Origin of the sequence: Salinivibrio sp. YCSC6 (genome assembly GCF_004916735.1) — a bacterium.
Classification (GTDB): Bacteria; Pseudomonadota; Gammaproteobacteria; order Enterobacterales; family Vibrionaceae; genus Salinivibrio; species Salinivibrio proteolyticus.
The window spans coordinates 614457-629127 of sequence record NZ_CP039516.1 but is presented as its reverse complement, the minus strand read 5'-3'; the positions used below and the strand labels follow the sequence as shown (position 1 = coordinate 629127).

Below are 14671 nucleotides of genomic sequence, written 5' to 3'. Positions count from 1 at the left end.
ACAGGCGAATAAGTGCAACATCAGCCCATGAGCTGATCTTCAACGCGTTCCACTTCTTGACGAAGTTTGACCGCAAACTTGAGCTTACGAACGATCACCGCAGCATCTTGCCACTGCGATTGTGCTAGCGCGGTTTTAACATCCGCGATCAAGCTGTCATAAAGCGCTTGGGCTTTCTCACCAAAATCAAACAATGCCGCGTCGTCATGACTGTCGGTGATTGACTCAAGTTCTTCGCGCAGCATCATTTGCTGCATTAAAAACTCCGGATCCTGCATGGTCTGTTGCTCGTCTTTCAAGTCAATGCCTTGCAGGAGCAGCATGTATTCTGCGCGACTCACCGGATCTTTTAAGGTCTGGAACGCATCGTTTATTTGGGATGCTTTCTGTACCGCCTGAAGACGAGTCTTATCGTCTTGGCTGGCCACATTGTCGGGGTGGTACTGACGTTGCAGTTCCCGGAATGTGGAAGAAAGCGAGCTACCGTCCAGCTCAAACTGGTACGGTAGCTCGAAGAGTTCAAAATGATTCATGTGCTCTCACGAATTACACGTTAAAGCTTTCGCCACAACCACACTCGCTGCTCACGTTAGGGTTGTTGAACTGAAAGCCCTCATTTAGGCCTTCTTTCACAAAGTCCAGCTCTGTCCCTTCGAGATAAAGCAGGCTTTTGCTGTCGACAATCACCTTTACACCGTCACGTTCGAACACCTGATCGCCTTCTTGCAGCTCATCAGCAAACTCAAGGACATAAGCCATGCCTGAGCAACCTGACGTTCTGACACCCAGTCGCAGGCCGATGCCTTTGCCTCGGTTATCCAAAAAAGCTCTGACGCGATCAGATGCCGCTTGTGTCATGGTAATCGCCATAGTTACAACAACCCCTTGGTTTTACTGCTGGTGTTTTTTCTTGTAATCACTCACTGCCGCTTTGATAGCGTCTTCTGCCAAGATAGAGCAGTGCACTTTTACCGGCGGAAGTTCTAGCTCTTCGGCGATCTCTGAGTTTTTGATCGCGGCGGCATCATCAATTGAGCGGCCTTTTACCCACTCAGTCACCAGCGAGCTTGATGCAATCGCTGACCCACAGCCGTAGGTTTTAAATTTGGCGTCTTCGATGATGCCTTGGTCGTTCACCTTGATTTGTAGCTTCATAACGTCACCACAAGCCGGCGCACCCACCATGCCGCTACCGACAGACGGATCATCTTTTTCAAACGCACCGACGTTACGTGGGTTTTCGTAGTGGTCAATTACTTTATCGCTGTAAGCCATAATCGTTTCCTCAAATATGATTGCTCACTGTTGCCAGCTGGCGCGTTTTTTGAATTAGTGGTGCGCCCATTCAACGGTACTTAGGTCGATACCGTCTTTGTACATATCCCACAATGGAGACATTTCACGCAGTTTGTTAACCGCTTCGCGGACTTTTTCAACCGCGTAGTCCACTTCTTCCTCAGTGGTGAAGCGGCCAAATGAGAAACGCAGTGAGCTGTGTGCAAGCTCATCGTCACGTCCCAGTGCACGCAATACGTAAGAAGGCTCAAGGCTTGCTGACGTACAGGCTGAGCCTGAAGAAACGGCAAGGTCTTTCAATGCCATCAGCAAAGATTCGCCTTCAACAAACGCAAAGCTTACGTTTAGGTTGTGTGGAACACGCTGTTCCATATCACCGTTGACGTAGACTTCTTCCAGATCTTTAACGCCTTCGTAGAAGCGGTTACGCAATGCCAGTGCGTGTTGATAATCTTTTTCACGCTCTTCTTTAGCAATACGGAACGCTTCACCCATGCCCACGATTTGGTGGGTAGGGAGTGTACCTGAACGCATACCGCGTTCGTGGCCACCACCGTGCATTTGCGCTTCGATACGCACGCGAGGTTTACGGCGAACATACAGCGCCCCGATACCTTTAGGTCCGTAGGCTTTGTGGGCGCTGAATGAAATCAGGTCCACTTTCATTTCTTGCACATCGATAGGCAGTTTACCGACAGATTGCGCCGCATCGACATGGAACATGATCTTACGCTCACGGCACAGTTCGCCAATGGCCGCGATATCTTGAATCACACCGATCTCGTTGTTCACGTGCATGATAGACACCAAGATTGTGTCGTCACGCATCGCTGCTTCGAGCTTTTTCATGTCTACCAAGCCATTTTCTTCTGGCTCAAGGTAGGTAACTTCAAAACCTTCACGCTCGAGTTGACGGCATGGGTCCAACACCGCTTTATGCTCGGTTTTACAAGTAATGACGTGCTTGCCTTTCTTCGCGTAGAAGTGAGCGATGCCTTTAATTGCCAAGTTGTCAGACTCGGTCGCACCAGAGGTAAAGACGATTTCACGAGGATCAGCATTACAGTAGTTCGCGATGTGCTCACGAGCGGTATCCACCGCTTCTTCTGCCTGCCAGCCAAAACGGTGCGAGCGAGAGGCCGGGTTACCAAAGAACCCGTCCATAGTCAGGTACTGACTCATTTTTTCAGCCACACGCGGGTCAACCGGACACGTGGCTGAGTAATCAAAATAAATGGGCAATTTCATGTTTTTCTCCAATTACACCGACATGGTCATCAGGAGCGAACATTGACACCAATGGTGGCACTGTCTTGCTTTACTTGTGAGCTAAAAGAATGTCTGGGCGCCAAGGTGGCATCCAGTTTAGCGTCCTGACGATCTGCTACTTGCTTCACTTCGTTATCTTGCATCAGCTCACCGAGCGTGATGTCATTTAGAAAACCGCTTATACGGGCACTTAAATCGCGCCACAAGGTATGCGTCAAACAGCGAGTACCGCCTTGACAATCAGCTTTACCTTGGCACTTAGTGGCGTCTACGGATTCGTCAACCGCCGCGATCACGGCACCTACCGCGATATCAGTGGCTTCTACACCAAGACGATAACCACCGCCTGGGCCACGAACACTGCTCACTAGCCCCGCCTTGCGCAGGCGAGAGAAAAGTTGCTCAAGGTAAGACAATGAAATGCCTTGACGCTCAGAAATGTCCGCCAGTGGCACCGGGCCCTGCTCAGAATGAAGGGCGACATCGAGCATCGCGGTTACCGCATAACGGCCTTTCGAAGTCAGTCTCATAACACGCTACCTGTGGTGAATAGATGGTCAAATGGTTACATACTTGAGTGTTTTGGTCAAGTATTTACCTGAGTAATTTAGTCAGGTTTTATTTGCCCTATTACGTCGTGCCAATGAAATCGATCAATGCCGTTATGAATTCTCTTTATTGGATGGTGATGCGTCTGTTGGCCGGGTCCCTTTTTCAACCGACGACAAGACGCCGCGCAGAATATTAAGCTCTTGGCTCTCCAGCCTTGCGCGATTAAACAGACGACGCAATTTGGTCATCACCATGCCAGGATGCTGTTTACGAATAAAACCGGTTTGGGTTAACACCTTTTCAAGGTGTTGGTAAAAACGGCTCAGCTCTTCATTAAGCGGATAGTCTTGAACCTGACTCTCGCCTTGATACGCTTGGCTTTCTAACCATGCCATACGCAGCTCATAGCAGAGTGTTTGCACCGCCATGGCCAAATTCAACGAGCTATAATCTGGGTTGGCAGGAATGGCGACATGATAATGACAGGTTTGCAACTCCTCATTTGTGAGTCCTGTGCGCTCACGGCCGAACACAATCGCAACCGGATGAGACGGTGCTTCAGACAAGGCCTTTTTCCCACACTCGCGGGCATCTAGCATCGGCCATTCTAGCGTTCGGCTGCGTGCACTGGTCCCAATCACCAAGCCACAATCGGCCACGGCTTTTTCAAGCGTGTCCACCACTCGCGCGTTATTGGCGATATCACTGGCGCCGGCAGCCAGTGCAATGGCTTGTCCATCAACGTCACATTGAGGTGCCACTAGGGTCATACGGCTTAAGCCCATTACTTTCATGGCTCGTGCCGCCGAGCCGATATTGCCGGAGTGGGAAGTGCCCACTAGCACTACGCGAATTTGATCTAGCATGGTGTTATCGTCGTCTCTTGCACTACTGGGGTAATTATTGGCTTTGACTACCCGCAAGCAGAGGTCTGAAAGATCTGCGCAGTTTATCACAGTGCAATCGATAATACTTCTCAGCTAGGACCAGAGCGACTATTGACGAAAAACATGTTACCGCGCTAATTGCCTGATCCGTGGCGATGAAAAAATAACCACTTTCCTTTTCATCCAGCTCTGTTATACTCGCGCCCGCTTTCGTTCTTTAACATCCGTTGGGAAAATCGTATGCATCCGATGCTAAACATCGCCGTCCGTGCTGCACGGAAGGCTGGCGACTTTATCGCTAAATCTGCAGAACACAGAGACAACATCGAAACCGCGCAAAAAGGCACCAATGACTTTGTCACCAATGTGGACAAAGGTGCTGAGCAAATCATCATCGACATTATCAAGAAGTCCTACCCTGACCACACCATCGTTGGTGAAGAATCTGGCGTTGCGGAAGGTAAAGATAGCGACTATCAATGGATCATCGACCCACTGGATGGCACCACTAACTTCGTTAATGGCTTACCTCACTTCAGCGTTTCTATCGCTGTGCGCATTAAAGGCCGCACCGAAATCGGCTGCGTGTATGACCCAATGCGTAACGAGCTATTCACCGCACAACGCGGTGCTGGCGCGCAACTTAACAACAAACGTATCCGTACCGGCAGCGCAAAAGATCTGAACGGCACTATCCTCGCGACGGGTTTCCCCTTCAAAGCGAAGCAACATGCTGAAGGCTTTATGGCCGTGATCAGTGGTTTGTTTGTTGATTGTGCAGACTTCCGTCGTACCGGTTCAGCAGCCTTGGATCTGTGCTACGTGGCCGCTGGCCGTGTGGACGGTTTCTTTGAGCTTGGCCTTAAGCCGTGGGACCTTGCGGCTGGTGAGCTGATTGCTCGTGAAGCGGGTGCGATTTGTACCGACTTTAGTGGCGGCACCGATTACATGCACTCAGGCAACATTGTCAGTGGTAACCCACGTATCGTGAAAGGTATGCTGGCAAAAGTGCGTGAGAATGCGCCTGAGTCGATGAAGAAATAATCGACACGACAGACGAAAAAAGAAAAAAGCGGTGCTCATCGAGCGCCGCTTTTTTTATTACCAAACTGAATGGTAAAGCCGCGGCCACCGAGTCGGTAGCCGACAGTATTAAGGCATAGAGTCGAACTCTTGACCTTCTTTTTCCACCTCGGGTACCAGCAAGTGCTCGCGAGTAATCCCCAATTTCAGCGCCAACGCTGACGCAACGTAAATCGAAGAATACGTACCTACCGTGATACCAATCAGCAATGCCATGGCAAACCCGTGGATCATTGAGCCGCCCAAGGTGAATAGGGCGATGACCACAAACAACGTGGTCCCGGATGTAATCGTGGTCCGGCTTAAGGTTTGTGAGATAGAGGCGTTGATGATCTCATCCGACTCGCCTTTACGCAGCTTACGGAAGTTTTCACGAATCCGGTCAAATACCACGATGGTATCGTTCAACGAGTAACCCACCACCGTTAGCAACGCGGCAACAATGGTCAAGTCCACTTCCACTTGGAACAGTGAGAAGATCCCTAGGGTGATGATCACATCATGCGCCAACGCCATAACCGCACCGGCTGCCAGACGCCACTCAAAGCGGAATGAGACGTAGATCAAAATACAAACCAAGGCAATGATGATCGCCAGACCACCCGCTTCGGTCAGTTCGTCCCCGACGTTTGGACCCACAAACTCAATCCGGCGCATTTCAACTGCTTCACCCGTGCCTTCTTTGATCGCACGGAGCACTTCGTTACCCAGATTTTCGCCCTGCATATCATCGCGCGGACGCAAACGGACCATCACATCCGTAGCGCTGCCGAAGTTTTGCACCACCGCATCGTCAAACCCATCAGCGGATAAGGCTTCACGAATTGCAGGCAAATCTGCCGGCTGTTCGAAGCCGACTTCAATCAGGGTTCCGCCAGTAAAGTCCAGCCCCCAATTCAACCATTTGGTTGACAGGGTGACCACAGACGCGGCAATCATGACAAGCGAAAAAACGAAGGCCAACTTGGACCAACGCATAAAGTTGATCGACATGTCTGGTTTAAAAATTTGAAACATGCTTGGCTCCCTTAAATCGACAGTTTCTTGACGCGTTTACCGCCGTACACCAGGTTAACCAGCGCACGTGTACCGATAATGGCCGTAAACATTGAGGTCAAAATACCGATCGACAGCGTGACGGCAAAGCCTTTGATTGCACCTGTACCCACTGCAAACAAGATGATGGCAGTGATCAATGTGGTGATGTTGGCATCGGCAATGGTACTGAAGGCATTGGAGTAACCCCGATCAATCGCATGTTGTGGATTACGCCCTTCAATCAGCTCCTCGCGGATACGCTCAAAGATAAGTACGTTCGCATCCACGGCCATCCCCACGGTGAGGACAATACCGGCAATGCCGGGTAGCGTCATGGTCGCCCCAGGAATCAAAGACATGATACCGATGATCAGCACGATATTCGCAAATAACGCACAGTTAGCAAAAAGGCCAAAGCGACGGTAGTAAATCAAGGTGAAGATCATCACCGCGACCAATCCCCAGATACAGGCTTGCACACCCATATTGATGTTTTGCTGCCCCATAGATGGACCAATGGTGCGCTCTTCAACAATAGAGATGGGAGCAATCAAGGCACCTGCACGTAACAGCAACGCGAGGTTGTGTGCTTCTGCAGGCGAATCGATGCCAGTAATCCGGAAGTTACGCCCCAACGCTGATTGAATCGTCGCTTGGTTGATCACTTCTTCGTGCTTTTCCAAGATCACTTTGCCGTTTTCGTCACGCTCTCCGCTGTCTTTGTACTCAGCGAAAACCGTTGCCATCAGTTCACCAATATGGCGTTTACTGAAGTCCGACATCTTGTCGCCACCTTCGCTATCTAGCGAGATATTGACTTGAGGACGGCTGTATTCGTCACGCGACGAGCTCGCATCGGTAATATGGGACCCGGTCAGGATCACGCGCTTTTTCAACACGGTTGGACGACCATCACGGGTCATCATCAGCTCGCTACCCGGCGGCACTCGGCCAGCCATGGCAGCAGACAAGTCGGCGTCTTGATCCACTTCGCGAAATTCCAAGGTCGCCGTCGCGCCAAGAATTTCTTTCGCACGCGCCGTATCTTGTACACCCGGAAGCTCAACCACAATCCGGCTTGCGCCTTGACGTTGCACCAATGGCTCGGCCACACCTAACTCATTCACACGGTTACGCAAAATGGTGATGTTTTGGGCCACTGCGTAATTACGAATTTCTTTCAGGCGCTCTTCTTTGTAGACGGCGGTCAGTTTGCCTTGATCGTCATCTACCGAGAAGTTCATATCCAGATAGTTGTTCGACAGCAGCTCAAGTGCTTTGTCTGTCTCTTGCGCATTACGCAACAGCACCACAACGCGGGTATTATCTTCAATTCGAATGCCGCGGTAGCGAATACGCGCTTCGCGCAGATCAGTACGGAAGCTGTCTTCCTGCTGCGTCATCAGCTTTTCGAGTGCCGCGTCCATGTCTACTTCCATGAGAAAGTGCACACCGCCACGCAAGTCAAGACCAAGCTTCATTGGCGTGGCACCCAGCGCGTCTAGCCAAGTCGGCGTCGCCGGAGCTAGGTTTAAAGCCACCACATAGTCGTTGCTATCAAAACGGGACATCAGAAGATCGCGAGCACTGATTTGGGTCTCAGTGTCTTTAAAGCGGGCCAACACGGTGCCGTCTTCGAGCGCGATAGATTGATAGGAGAGATCGTTGGATTCGAGGGTTTGTTTGATGGAGTCCAGCGCAGTCATATCTACCGAGGCGCCACGCGCCCCGGAAATTTGTACTGCTGGATCTTCACCGTATAAATTGGGAAGCGCATACACGATGCCGGTAACCAAGATTACCAGCAACATGATGTACTTCCACAAAGGATAACGGTTTAGCACAGCATGCATCCTTTATGGTTGCGAGAATTAAAGAGACTGGATGGTACCCTTAGGTAGAACAGCGGTCACGAAGTCTTTTTTAATCGTCACTTCGTTGTCGTCGTTCAGGGCGATGACAATAAAATCATTGTCTTCAGCGATTTGGGTGATTTTACCCACCAAACCACCACCGGTCAGTACTTCGTCCCCTTTGCTCATAGAAGCCATCAAGTTCTTGTGCTCTTTAACACGTTTGGCTTGCGGGCGGTAAATCATAAAGTAGAAAATCACCGCAAAAAGGCCAAGCATGATAAATAGCTGCATACCACCACCTTGTGGTCCGGCTTCAGCGGCTGCGTGAGCTTGTGAGATAAACATTCAATCACGTCCTCGTTCTAGTTGTTGAATTCGAAATCAGTCGAGCGGCGGCACTTCCTTGCCACGACGCGCGTAGAAATCCTCTACAAAGGCATCTAATCTACCTTCGTCAATCGCGTGACGCAAACCTTCCATCACTCGTTGATAGTAACGTAAGTTATGGATGGTATTGAGGCGCGCGCCAAGAATTTCGTTACAGCGGTCTAAATGGTGCAAGTAAGCACGGCTGTAATGGCGGCAAGTGTAACAGTCACACTCTGGATCCAGAGGCGAGGTATCACTTTTATGTTTCGCATTACGGATCTTGATCACACCGCCGGTAATAAAGAGGTGGCCATTGCGGGCATTTCGGGTTGGCATCACACAATCAAACATGTCTACGCCACGACGAACGCCTTCCACCAAATCTTCAGGCTTACCCACGCCCATCAGATAGCGGGGCTTATCTTCTGGTAGTTGCGGACAGGTATGCTCCAAGATGCGGTGCATGTCTTCTTTTGGCTCACCCACAGCCAAACCACCGACAGCATAACCGTCAAAGCCAATCTCAGTGAGCCCTTTGACCGATACATCGCGCAGGTCTTCATATACACCACCTTGCACGATACCGAACAGCGCATTTTTGTTTCCTAATTTGTCAAAGTGATTACGGCTGCGCTTTGCCCAGCGTAGTGACATCTCCATCGACTTTTTCGCTTCGGCGTGCGTCGCTGGGTAAGGGGTACACTCATCAAAAATCATCACGATGTCTGAGCCAAGGTCATATTGGATCTCCATCGATTTTTCCGCATCCATAAAGATGCGATCACCGTTCACAGGGTTACGGAAATGGACCCCTTCTTCGGTGATTTTACGGATATCGCCCAAGCTGAAGACTTGGAAGCCGCCAGAGTCGGTCAAGATGGGTCCTTGCCACTGCATAAAGTCATGCAAATCCCCGTGCAGTCGCATTACCTCTTGACCCGGACGCAGCCAAAGGTGGAAGGTGTTGCCAAGCAAGATTTCGGCACCGGTTCCTTTAACTTCTTCTGGGGTCATTCCTTTTACGGTCCCGTACGTTCCTACCGGCATAAATGCTGGGGTTTCTACAGTCCCGCGCTCAAAGATCAAACGGCCACGGCGGGCGCGTCCGTCGGTTTTCTTCAGTTCGTATTCCACGAATCCTCCTCAGTGCCAGAGAAACAGTCTGGCGTGTGTCTTATGCGTGCAAGGTTTATCCTGCCGCAAGCATCGCACGAGCAGTTAATCTCGTGTCGTTGTCGATGAGTCAGCGTCTTGCTGACGGGTAATAAACATGGCATCGCCGTAGCTGAAAAAGCGATAGCGCTCTTCAACTGCCGCACGATAGGCGGCCATCGTATGTTCGTAACCGGCAAAAGAGCTCACCAGCATGATCAAGGTTGATTCCGGCAAGTGAAAATTGGTCACTAACACGTCCACCAGCTGCCATTGATAACCAGGATAGATAAAAATCTGAGTATCGTTAAAAAATGGCGCCAACGGCTCACCGTTTTGCTTCGCCGCTTGTGCCGCACTTTCCAGTGAACGCACCGAGGTGGTTCCCACCGCAATCACGCGTTTACCTTGCGCACGGGTGTGGTTCACCGCATCAACAACCTCTTGTGGCACTTCCGCATACTCTGCATGCATCACGTGCTCTTCGATATTGTCAACGCGCACGGGCTGGAATGTTCCGGCGCCGACGTGCAAGGTAACAAACGCTATATTGACGCCTTTTTCTTTAAGCGCAGCCATAATGGCATCGTCAAAGTGTAACCCCGCCGTTGGCGCAGCGACTGCCCCGGGCTTTTGGTTATACACAGTTTGATAGCGTTCTTTATCGCTCTCTTCATCAGGGCGGTCGATGTATGGCGGCAACGGCATATGGCCGATGTCGTTAAGCGTATCTACCACGCCTTTATCGCCATTTAGCTGGATTTCGAACAGAGCATCGTGGCGTGCCACCATCTCTGCAGGGATCTGTCCGTCATCGCCAAGGAATAATTCGGCACCGGGTTTGGGGGCTTTAGACGCGCGCACGTGGGCGAGGAAACGACGTTCGTCGAGCACGCGCTCCACCAGCACCTCTATTTTACCACCCGACGCTTTGCGGCCATACACACGCGCGGGGATCACTCGTGTGTTGTTGAACACCATCAAATCCCCAGGCTCAACCAGCTCGAGGATATCTTTAAACTGACGATGTACCACCTCACCGCTTGTGCCATCGAGTGACAATAAGCGACTTGCACTGCGATCCGGCTGCGGATAGCGTGCAATTAACTCATCGGGAAGTTCAAAGTGAAAATCGGATAATTGCATGACATTTGCCTAGATAAAAAGCAGGCCGCTAGTATAGGTTCACCACGGTGAATATCAAGCAAGGTGGAGGATTAGTCGCCACTTAAACTGTCACATCTTATTGCACTTCGCCTGCCTTTTATAACAACTATCCTTGATGCGTATCACGTCGAATTAGTGCTAGGTAGACTAGAGTGTAAGTATAGCTTCCCTTCCCTGTCTGACTGCAAGGAGGTGCCATGTTTATCGTTGATGACATGATGACCCGGCATCCACATACGCTCTCCCCGGAACACACCTTGGCCGACGCTCATACGCTGATGAGTGCCGAACGCTTTCGTCATTTACCTGTGGTTGATGATGCGCAGCGACTGGTAGGACTCGTGACGCAACGCGACGTGCTATCCGCTCAAGCCTCTTCGTTAGGTAAAGCGACTAACGGAGACAACGAAATGAATACGCCCCTGTCGCATTTTGCTCATCGTCAACTGGTGACGGTGGATCCAGAAGCCTCTCTACGCGCAGCCGCCTTGACCATGCTAGAGCGCAAAATCGGTTGTTTGCCTGTGATTAAAAATCAGAAGTTAGTTGGCATTATTACCGACAGCGATTTTGTCGCCATAGCCTCAACTTTGTTGGAAATCCAAGAAGAAACTGAGCCTATGGAGGCCGACGAATAAAAAAGGGGAGTGTCACCACTCCCCGTTTTGTCCCATCCGCATGGGTTAGAACTGATCTTCTTCAGTTGAGCCAGTCAACGCTGTCACCGACGATTGACCACCTTGAATGGTGTTGGTCATCTGGTCGAAGTAACCCGTGCCCACTTCTTGCTGATGCGCCACAAAGGTGTAGCCTCGTTCAGCCGCTTCAAACTCTGGGCGCTGTACTTTTTCGACATAGTGACGCATCCCCTCACCTTGCGCATAAGCGTGGGCTAAATCAAACATGTTGTACCACATGTTATGAATACCCGCTAAGGTGATGAACTGATACTTATAGCCCATGTCTGAAAGCGCTTGTTGGAAACGGGCAATCGTGTCTGCGTCCAAGTTTTTCTCCCAGTTAAATGACGGAGAGCAGTTATAAGCCAGCAATTGATCGGGGTATTTGGCGTGAATGGCTTCGGCAAATTGACGCGCTTCTTCTAAATCAGGTTTTGCCGTTTCACACCAAACTAAATCGGCATACGGCGCGTAGGCCAAGCCGCGAGAAATGGCTTGCTCAATCCCCGCACGCACACGGTAAAAGCCTTCGGCCGTACGCTCGCCGACAATAAAGTCCTTATCGTAGGGGTCGCAATCCGACGTCAGCAAGTCTGCCGCATTGGCGTCGGTGCGCGCAATGACTAAGGTATCTGTCCCTGCAACGTCCGCTGCTAAACGCGCTGCCACCAGTTTTTGCACCGCTTCTTGGGTCGGCACCAATACCTTGCCCCCCATGTGGCCACATTTTTTCACCGACGCGAGCTGATCTTCGAAGTGCACCCCAGCGGCACCTGCATCAATCATGCTGCGCATCAACTCATACGCGTTGAGTACGCCGCCAAAGCCTGCTTCTGCATCGGCAACAATCGGCAAAAAGTAATCAATGCCATCTTCCGGGCTGCCCCCTTTCGACCATTGGATCTGGTCGGCACGGCGAAAAGCATTATTAATACGCTTCACCACCGCAGGCACAGAGTCGACGGGATACAGTGATTGGTCTGGATACATGCTTGAGGCAGTGTTGTTATCCGCCGCTACTTGCCAGCCGGAGAGGTAAATGGCTTCAATCCCCGCTTTGGCCTGTTGGACAGCTTGCCCACCAGTGAGTGCACCAAGGCAATTCACATAGCCCTTTTTGGCCTCACCATTGACAAGATCCCAAAGCTTAGCGGCACCGCGCTTGGCAATGGTGTTTTCTGGGACAAAAGAGCCGCGTAGGTTCACCACCTCTTCCGCGCTGTAAGTCCGTTTTACGTTTTTCCAACGTGGATTTTCTGCCCACTCTTTTTCCAGTTGAGCGATTTGTTGTTGGCGAGTTAAAGTCATGTTCCATTCCTCTTATTTCTCGGGCGCAAGCCCAGTCCTGTCAATCCATTTTGTTGTGTTGCTTCCGTGCCACTATGGCAAATACTGATACCCAGGTAGGGTTAAGAAGTTGACCAACTCATCACTGGTCGTCAGCTGTGCCATCAAGGCGGCTGCTTGCTGATATTGCCCGCGGGCAAAGACATCGGCCCCTAACTCGTGTTCCAGTACTTTCATCTCTTCACTGAGGTATTGCTCAAACAATGCCTTGGTAACTACTTGGCCATTGCTCAATGGCTTTTGGTGTTTGATCCATTGCCAAATCGACGCACGTGAAATCTCGGCAGTGGCCGCATCTTCCATTAATCCATAAATCGGCACACACCCATTGCCTGAGATCCATGCTTCGATGTATTGCACCGCGACCCGAATGTTGTGTCGCATTCCCGCTTCGGTGCGCTCTCCGTCACAAGGAGCAAGGAGATCGGCGGCGGTAATCGGCGCGTCTTGCTCGCGGGAGATATGTAACTGGTTAGGCTTGTCACCCAGTGCGCGGTCGAACACCGCTTTAGCGGTATCTGCCAGCCCCGGGTGCGCAATCCATGTACCGTCGTGGCCGTTATTGGCTTCGAGGGTTTTATCTTTTTCAATCTTATCCAGCACCTGCTGGTTTTCAGCCGGATCTTTACTGGGAATAAACGCGGCCATACCGCCCATCGCTAACGCACCGCGCTTGTGGCAAGTTTTTACCAACAAACGGGAGTAAGCATTGAGGAAAGGTTTATCCATGGTCACGACTTGGCGATCCGGCAATACGCGATCCGGATGATTACGCAAGGTTTTGATATAACTAAAGATGTAATCCCAGCGGCCGCAGTTTAGAGCCACAATGTGGTCGCGAAGATGGTAAAGAATTTCATCCATCTCAAACACGGCAGGTAGGGTCTCAATCAATACGGTGGCTTTAATGGTGCCACGGCTTAGACCAAATTCATCTTCAGCAAATGAGAAGACGTCACTCCACCATGCGGCTTCTTGATAGGCTTGTAACTTCGGCACATAAAAGTAAGGACCCGAGCCGGTCTCTAATAAGCGACGATAGTTGTGGAAAAAATACAAAGCGAAGTCGAATAAAGCGCCTGGAATGGGTTTGCCCTGCCACTCTACATGCTTTTCAGTGAGGTGAAGGCCACGCACGCGGCAGATCAGCCGAGCCGGATTATCATTGAGCTGATAACGCTTACCGGTATCAGGGTGGGTATAACTGATGGTGCCGTTGACCGCATCACGCAAATTCCGCTGCCCCTCAACCACTTGCGGCCACGCCGGTGCAAATGAGTCTTCAAAGTCTGCCATGAAGACCTTCACATTCGCATTCAGTGCGTTAATCACCATTTTGCGATCGACAGGTCCGGTGATTTCTAACCGGCGATCTTGCAGATCGCTGGGGATCCCTCGAATGGTCCAGTCCCCTTGGCGAATTGATTCGGTTTCGGGCAAAAAGTCTGGCAAGGTGCCTGCGTCAATGCGCTGCTGACGAACTTCTCGCGCCGCGAGCAACTCAGGCACGCGTGATGCGAACTTATCAGCGAGACTCGCCACAAAACATAACGCATCATCGGTGAGTATTTCAGCTTGTTCCGGTGATAACGCTTCTGTCAGCACCAGCGATTCACGTAACGTTGAACACGCTTCAGTCATGTTGCCTCCCTGGCCTCAGTTGTAATCCAATCACAACAAAAATGATTATTCCGCCACACTGCAACTTTTCTAGACAATGTGGTCACTGTTTAATCAAGTTGGCGTAGTTTGGCGTAAAAATCAACTAGAGATTCATTTCAACCTCGCAACAAAAAACACATAAATACAAATAAAACAGTAGGTTAACTAAAATAGAGTATTAGCTCGAATTGATTTTTTTGTACGAATTATTAGGAGGATATAAACCTGCTACGCAGATCATATTTTTGTCACCTCTTTGTAACTCATTACGTAATTTAATTACACAATAGGCGACAAAAGATATGTGGTAGAT

General features: G+C 50.6%; 15 protein-coding genes. 2 read left to right on the top strand and 13 right to left on the bottom strand.

All coding sequences use genetic code 11. The features are described from left to right. Positions 1 to 20: 20 nt before the first annotated feature. The 6 genes from hscB to trmJ all read right to left on the bottom strand — a co-directional run bounded on the left by hscB (position 21) and on the right by trmJ (position 3983). The gene (hscB, locus tag E8E00_RS02735) at positions 21 to 533 is read right to left on the bottom strand and encodes a co-chaperone HscB (RefSeq protein WP_069590645.1); all 513 of its coding nucleotides are present in this window, start codon (positions 531 to 533) and stop codon (positions 21 to 23) included. Positions 534 to 546: 13 nt separating this feature from the next. Then, positions 547 to 870, bottom strand: coding sequence for an iron-sulfur cluster assembly protein IscA (gene iscA, locus E8E00_RS02730; protein WP_069590643.1), 324 nt, complete (start codon positions 868 to 870; stop codon positions 547 to 549). A gap of 21 nt (positions 871 to 891) precedes the next feature. Further along, positions 892 to 1275 carry a Fe-S cluster assembly scaffold IscU gene (gene iscU, locus E8E00_RS02725; RefSeq protein ID WP_069590641.1) on the bottom strand — a complete coding sequence of 128 codons (384 nt, stop codon included), beginning with the start codon at positions 1273 to 1275 and terminating at the stop codon, positions 892 to 894. A 54-nt stretch (positions 1276 to 1329) separates the two neighbouring features. Next, positions 1330 to 2544, bottom strand: coding sequence for an IscS subfamily cysteine desulfurase (locus tag E8E00_RS02720; RefSeq protein WP_069590640.1), 1215 nt, complete (start codon positions 2542 to 2544; stop codon positions 1330 to 1332). A gap of 29 nt (positions 2545 to 2573) precedes the next feature. Further along, positions 2574 to 3095, bottom strand: coding sequence for a Fe-S cluster assembly transcriptional regulator IscR (gene iscR, locus E8E00_RS02715; RefSeq protein ID WP_069590637.1), 522 nt, complete (start codon positions 3093 to 3095; stop codon positions 2574 to 2576). A 132-nt stretch (positions 3096 to 3227) separates the two neighbouring features. Further along, a complete protein-coding gene (trmJ, locus tag E8E00_RS02710; protein WP_069590635.1) occupies positions 3228 to 3983 on the bottom strand; it encodes a tRNA (cytosine(32)/uridine(32)-2'-O)-methyltransferase TrmJ in 756 nt (251 codons plus the stop codon). A gap of 261 nt (positions 3984 to 4244) precedes the next feature. Between trmJ and suhB the strand changes: the two genes are divergently transcribed. Next, complete coding sequence (gene suhB / locus E8E00_RS02705; RefSeq protein ID WP_096629657.1) at positions 4245 to 5048, top strand: inositol-1-monophosphatase; 804 nt, start codon at positions 4245 to 4247, stop codon at positions 5046 to 5048. Positions 5049 to 5156: 108 nt separating this feature from the next. Here suhB and secF read toward each other — a convergent pair whose 3' ends face one another. The 5 genes from secF to queA form a co-directional block, all read right to left on the bottom strand. Continuing rightward, the gene (gene secF, locus E8E00_RS02700; RefSeq protein ID WP_077678135.1) at positions 5157 to 6104 is read right to left on the bottom strand and encodes a protein translocase subunit SecF; all 948 of its coding nucleotides are present in this window, start codon (positions 6102 to 6104) and stop codon (positions 5157 to 5159) included. Positions 6105 to 6115: 11 nt separating this feature from the next. Then, entirely contained in the window at positions 6116 to 7969 is a 1854-nt protein-coding gene (secD, locus tag E8E00_RS02695) for a protein translocase subunit SecD (protein ID WP_077662897.1), read from the bottom strand. Positions 7970 to 7996: 27 nt separating this feature from the next. Next, the gene (gene yajC / locus E8E00_RS02690; RefSeq protein WP_069590628.1) at positions 7997 to 8326 is read right to left on the bottom strand and encodes a preprotein translocase subunit YajC; all 330 of its coding nucleotides are present in this window, start codon (positions 8324 to 8326) and stop codon (positions 7997 to 7999) included. 36 nt (positions 8327 to 8362) lie between these two features. Next, the gene (tgt, locus tag E8E00_RS02685; protein ID WP_069590626.1) at positions 8363 to 9484 is read right to left on the bottom strand and encodes a tRNA guanosine(34) transglycosylase Tgt; all 1122 of its coding nucleotides are present in this window, start codon (positions 9482 to 9484) and stop codon (positions 8363 to 8365) included. An 84-nt stretch (positions 9485 to 9568) separates the two neighbouring features. Next, a complete protein-coding gene (queA, locus tag E8E00_RS02680) occupies positions 9569 to 10648 on the bottom strand; it encodes a tRNA preQ1(34) S-adenosylmethionine ribosyltransferase-isomerase QueA (RefSeq protein ID WP_096629660.1) in 1080 nt (359 codons plus the stop codon). A gap of 218 nt (positions 10649 to 10866) precedes the next feature. Here queA and E8E00_RS02675 point away from each other — a divergent pair, with 218 nt between their 5' ends. Then, positions 10867 to 11307: a CBS domain-containing protein gene (locus E8E00_RS02675; protein ID WP_069590622.1), complete on the top strand. Its 441-nt coding sequence runs from the start codon at positions 10867 to 10869 to the stop codon at positions 11305 to 11307. A 45-nt stretch (positions 11308 to 11352) separates the two neighbouring features. Here the strand turns inward: E8E00_RS02675 and aceA are convergent, their stop codons facing one another. Together aceA and aceB are read right to left on the bottom strand one after the other, a co-directional pair. Next, entirely contained in the window at positions 11353 to 12657 is a 1305-nt protein-coding gene (gene aceA, locus E8E00_RS02670; protein WP_069590620.1) for an isocitrate lyase, read from the bottom strand. Between the two features lie 72 nt (positions 12658 to 12729). Next, a complete protein-coding gene (aceB, locus tag E8E00_RS02665) occupies positions 12730 to 14337 on the bottom strand; it encodes a malate synthase A (RefSeq protein ID WP_069590619.1) in 1608 nt (535 codons plus the stop codon). Positions 14338 to 14671 lie beyond the last annotated feature (334 nt).

What these genes read in the sequence shown, in the direction of transcription:
- hscB (WP_069590645.1), bottom strand. Translation starts at nt 533, where the DNA reads ATGAATCATTTTGAACTCTTCGAGCTACCGTACCAGTTTGAGCTGGAC.
- iscA (WP_069590643.1), bottom strand. Translation starts at nt 870, where the DNA reads ATGGCGATTACCATGACACAAGCGGCATCTGATCGCGTCAGAGCTTTT.
- iscU (WP_069590641.1), bottom strand. Translation starts at nt 1,275, where the DNA reads ATGGCTTACAGCGATAAAGTAATTGACCACTACGAAAACCCACGTAAC.
- E8E00_RS02720 (WP_069590640.1), bottom strand. Translation starts at nt 2,544, where the DNA reads ATGAAATTGCCCATTTATTTTGATTACTCAGCCACGTGTCCGGTTGAC.
- iscR (WP_069590637.1), bottom strand. Translation starts at nt 3,095, where the DNA reads ATGAGACTGACTTCGAAAGGCCGTTATGCGGTAACCGCGATGCTCGAT.
- trmJ (WP_069590635.1), bottom strand. Translation starts at nt 3,983, where the DNA reads ATGCTAGATCAAATTCGCGTAGTGCTAGTGGGCACTTCCCACTCCGGC.
- suhB (WP_096629657.1), top strand. Translation starts at nt 4,245, where the DNA reads ATGCATCCGATGCTAAACATCGCCGTCCGTGCTGCACGGAAGGCTGGC.
- secF (WP_077678135.1), bottom strand. Translation starts at nt 6,104, where the DNA reads ATGTTTCAAATTTTTAAACCAGACATGTCGATCAACTTTATGCGTTGG.
- yajC (WP_069590628.1), bottom strand. Translation starts at nt 8,326, where the DNA reads ATGTTTATCTCACAAGCTCACGCAGCCGCTGAAGCCGGACCACAAGGT.
- queA (WP_096629660.1), bottom strand. Translation starts at nt 10,648, where the DNA reads ATGCAATTATCCGATTTTCACTTTGAACTTCCCGATGAGTTAATTGCA.
- E8E00_RS02675 (WP_069590622.1), top strand. Translation starts at nt 10,867, where the DNA reads ATGTTTATCGTTGATGACATGATGACCCGGCATCCACATACGCTCTCC.
- aceA (WP_069590620.1), bottom strand. Translation starts at nt 12,657, where the DNA reads ATGACTTTAACTCGCCAACAACAAATCGCTCAACTGGAAAAAGAGTGG.
- aceB (WP_069590619.1), bottom strand. Translation starts at nt 14,337, where the DNA reads ATGACTGAAGCGTGTTCAACGTTACGTGAATCGCTGGTGCTGACAGAA.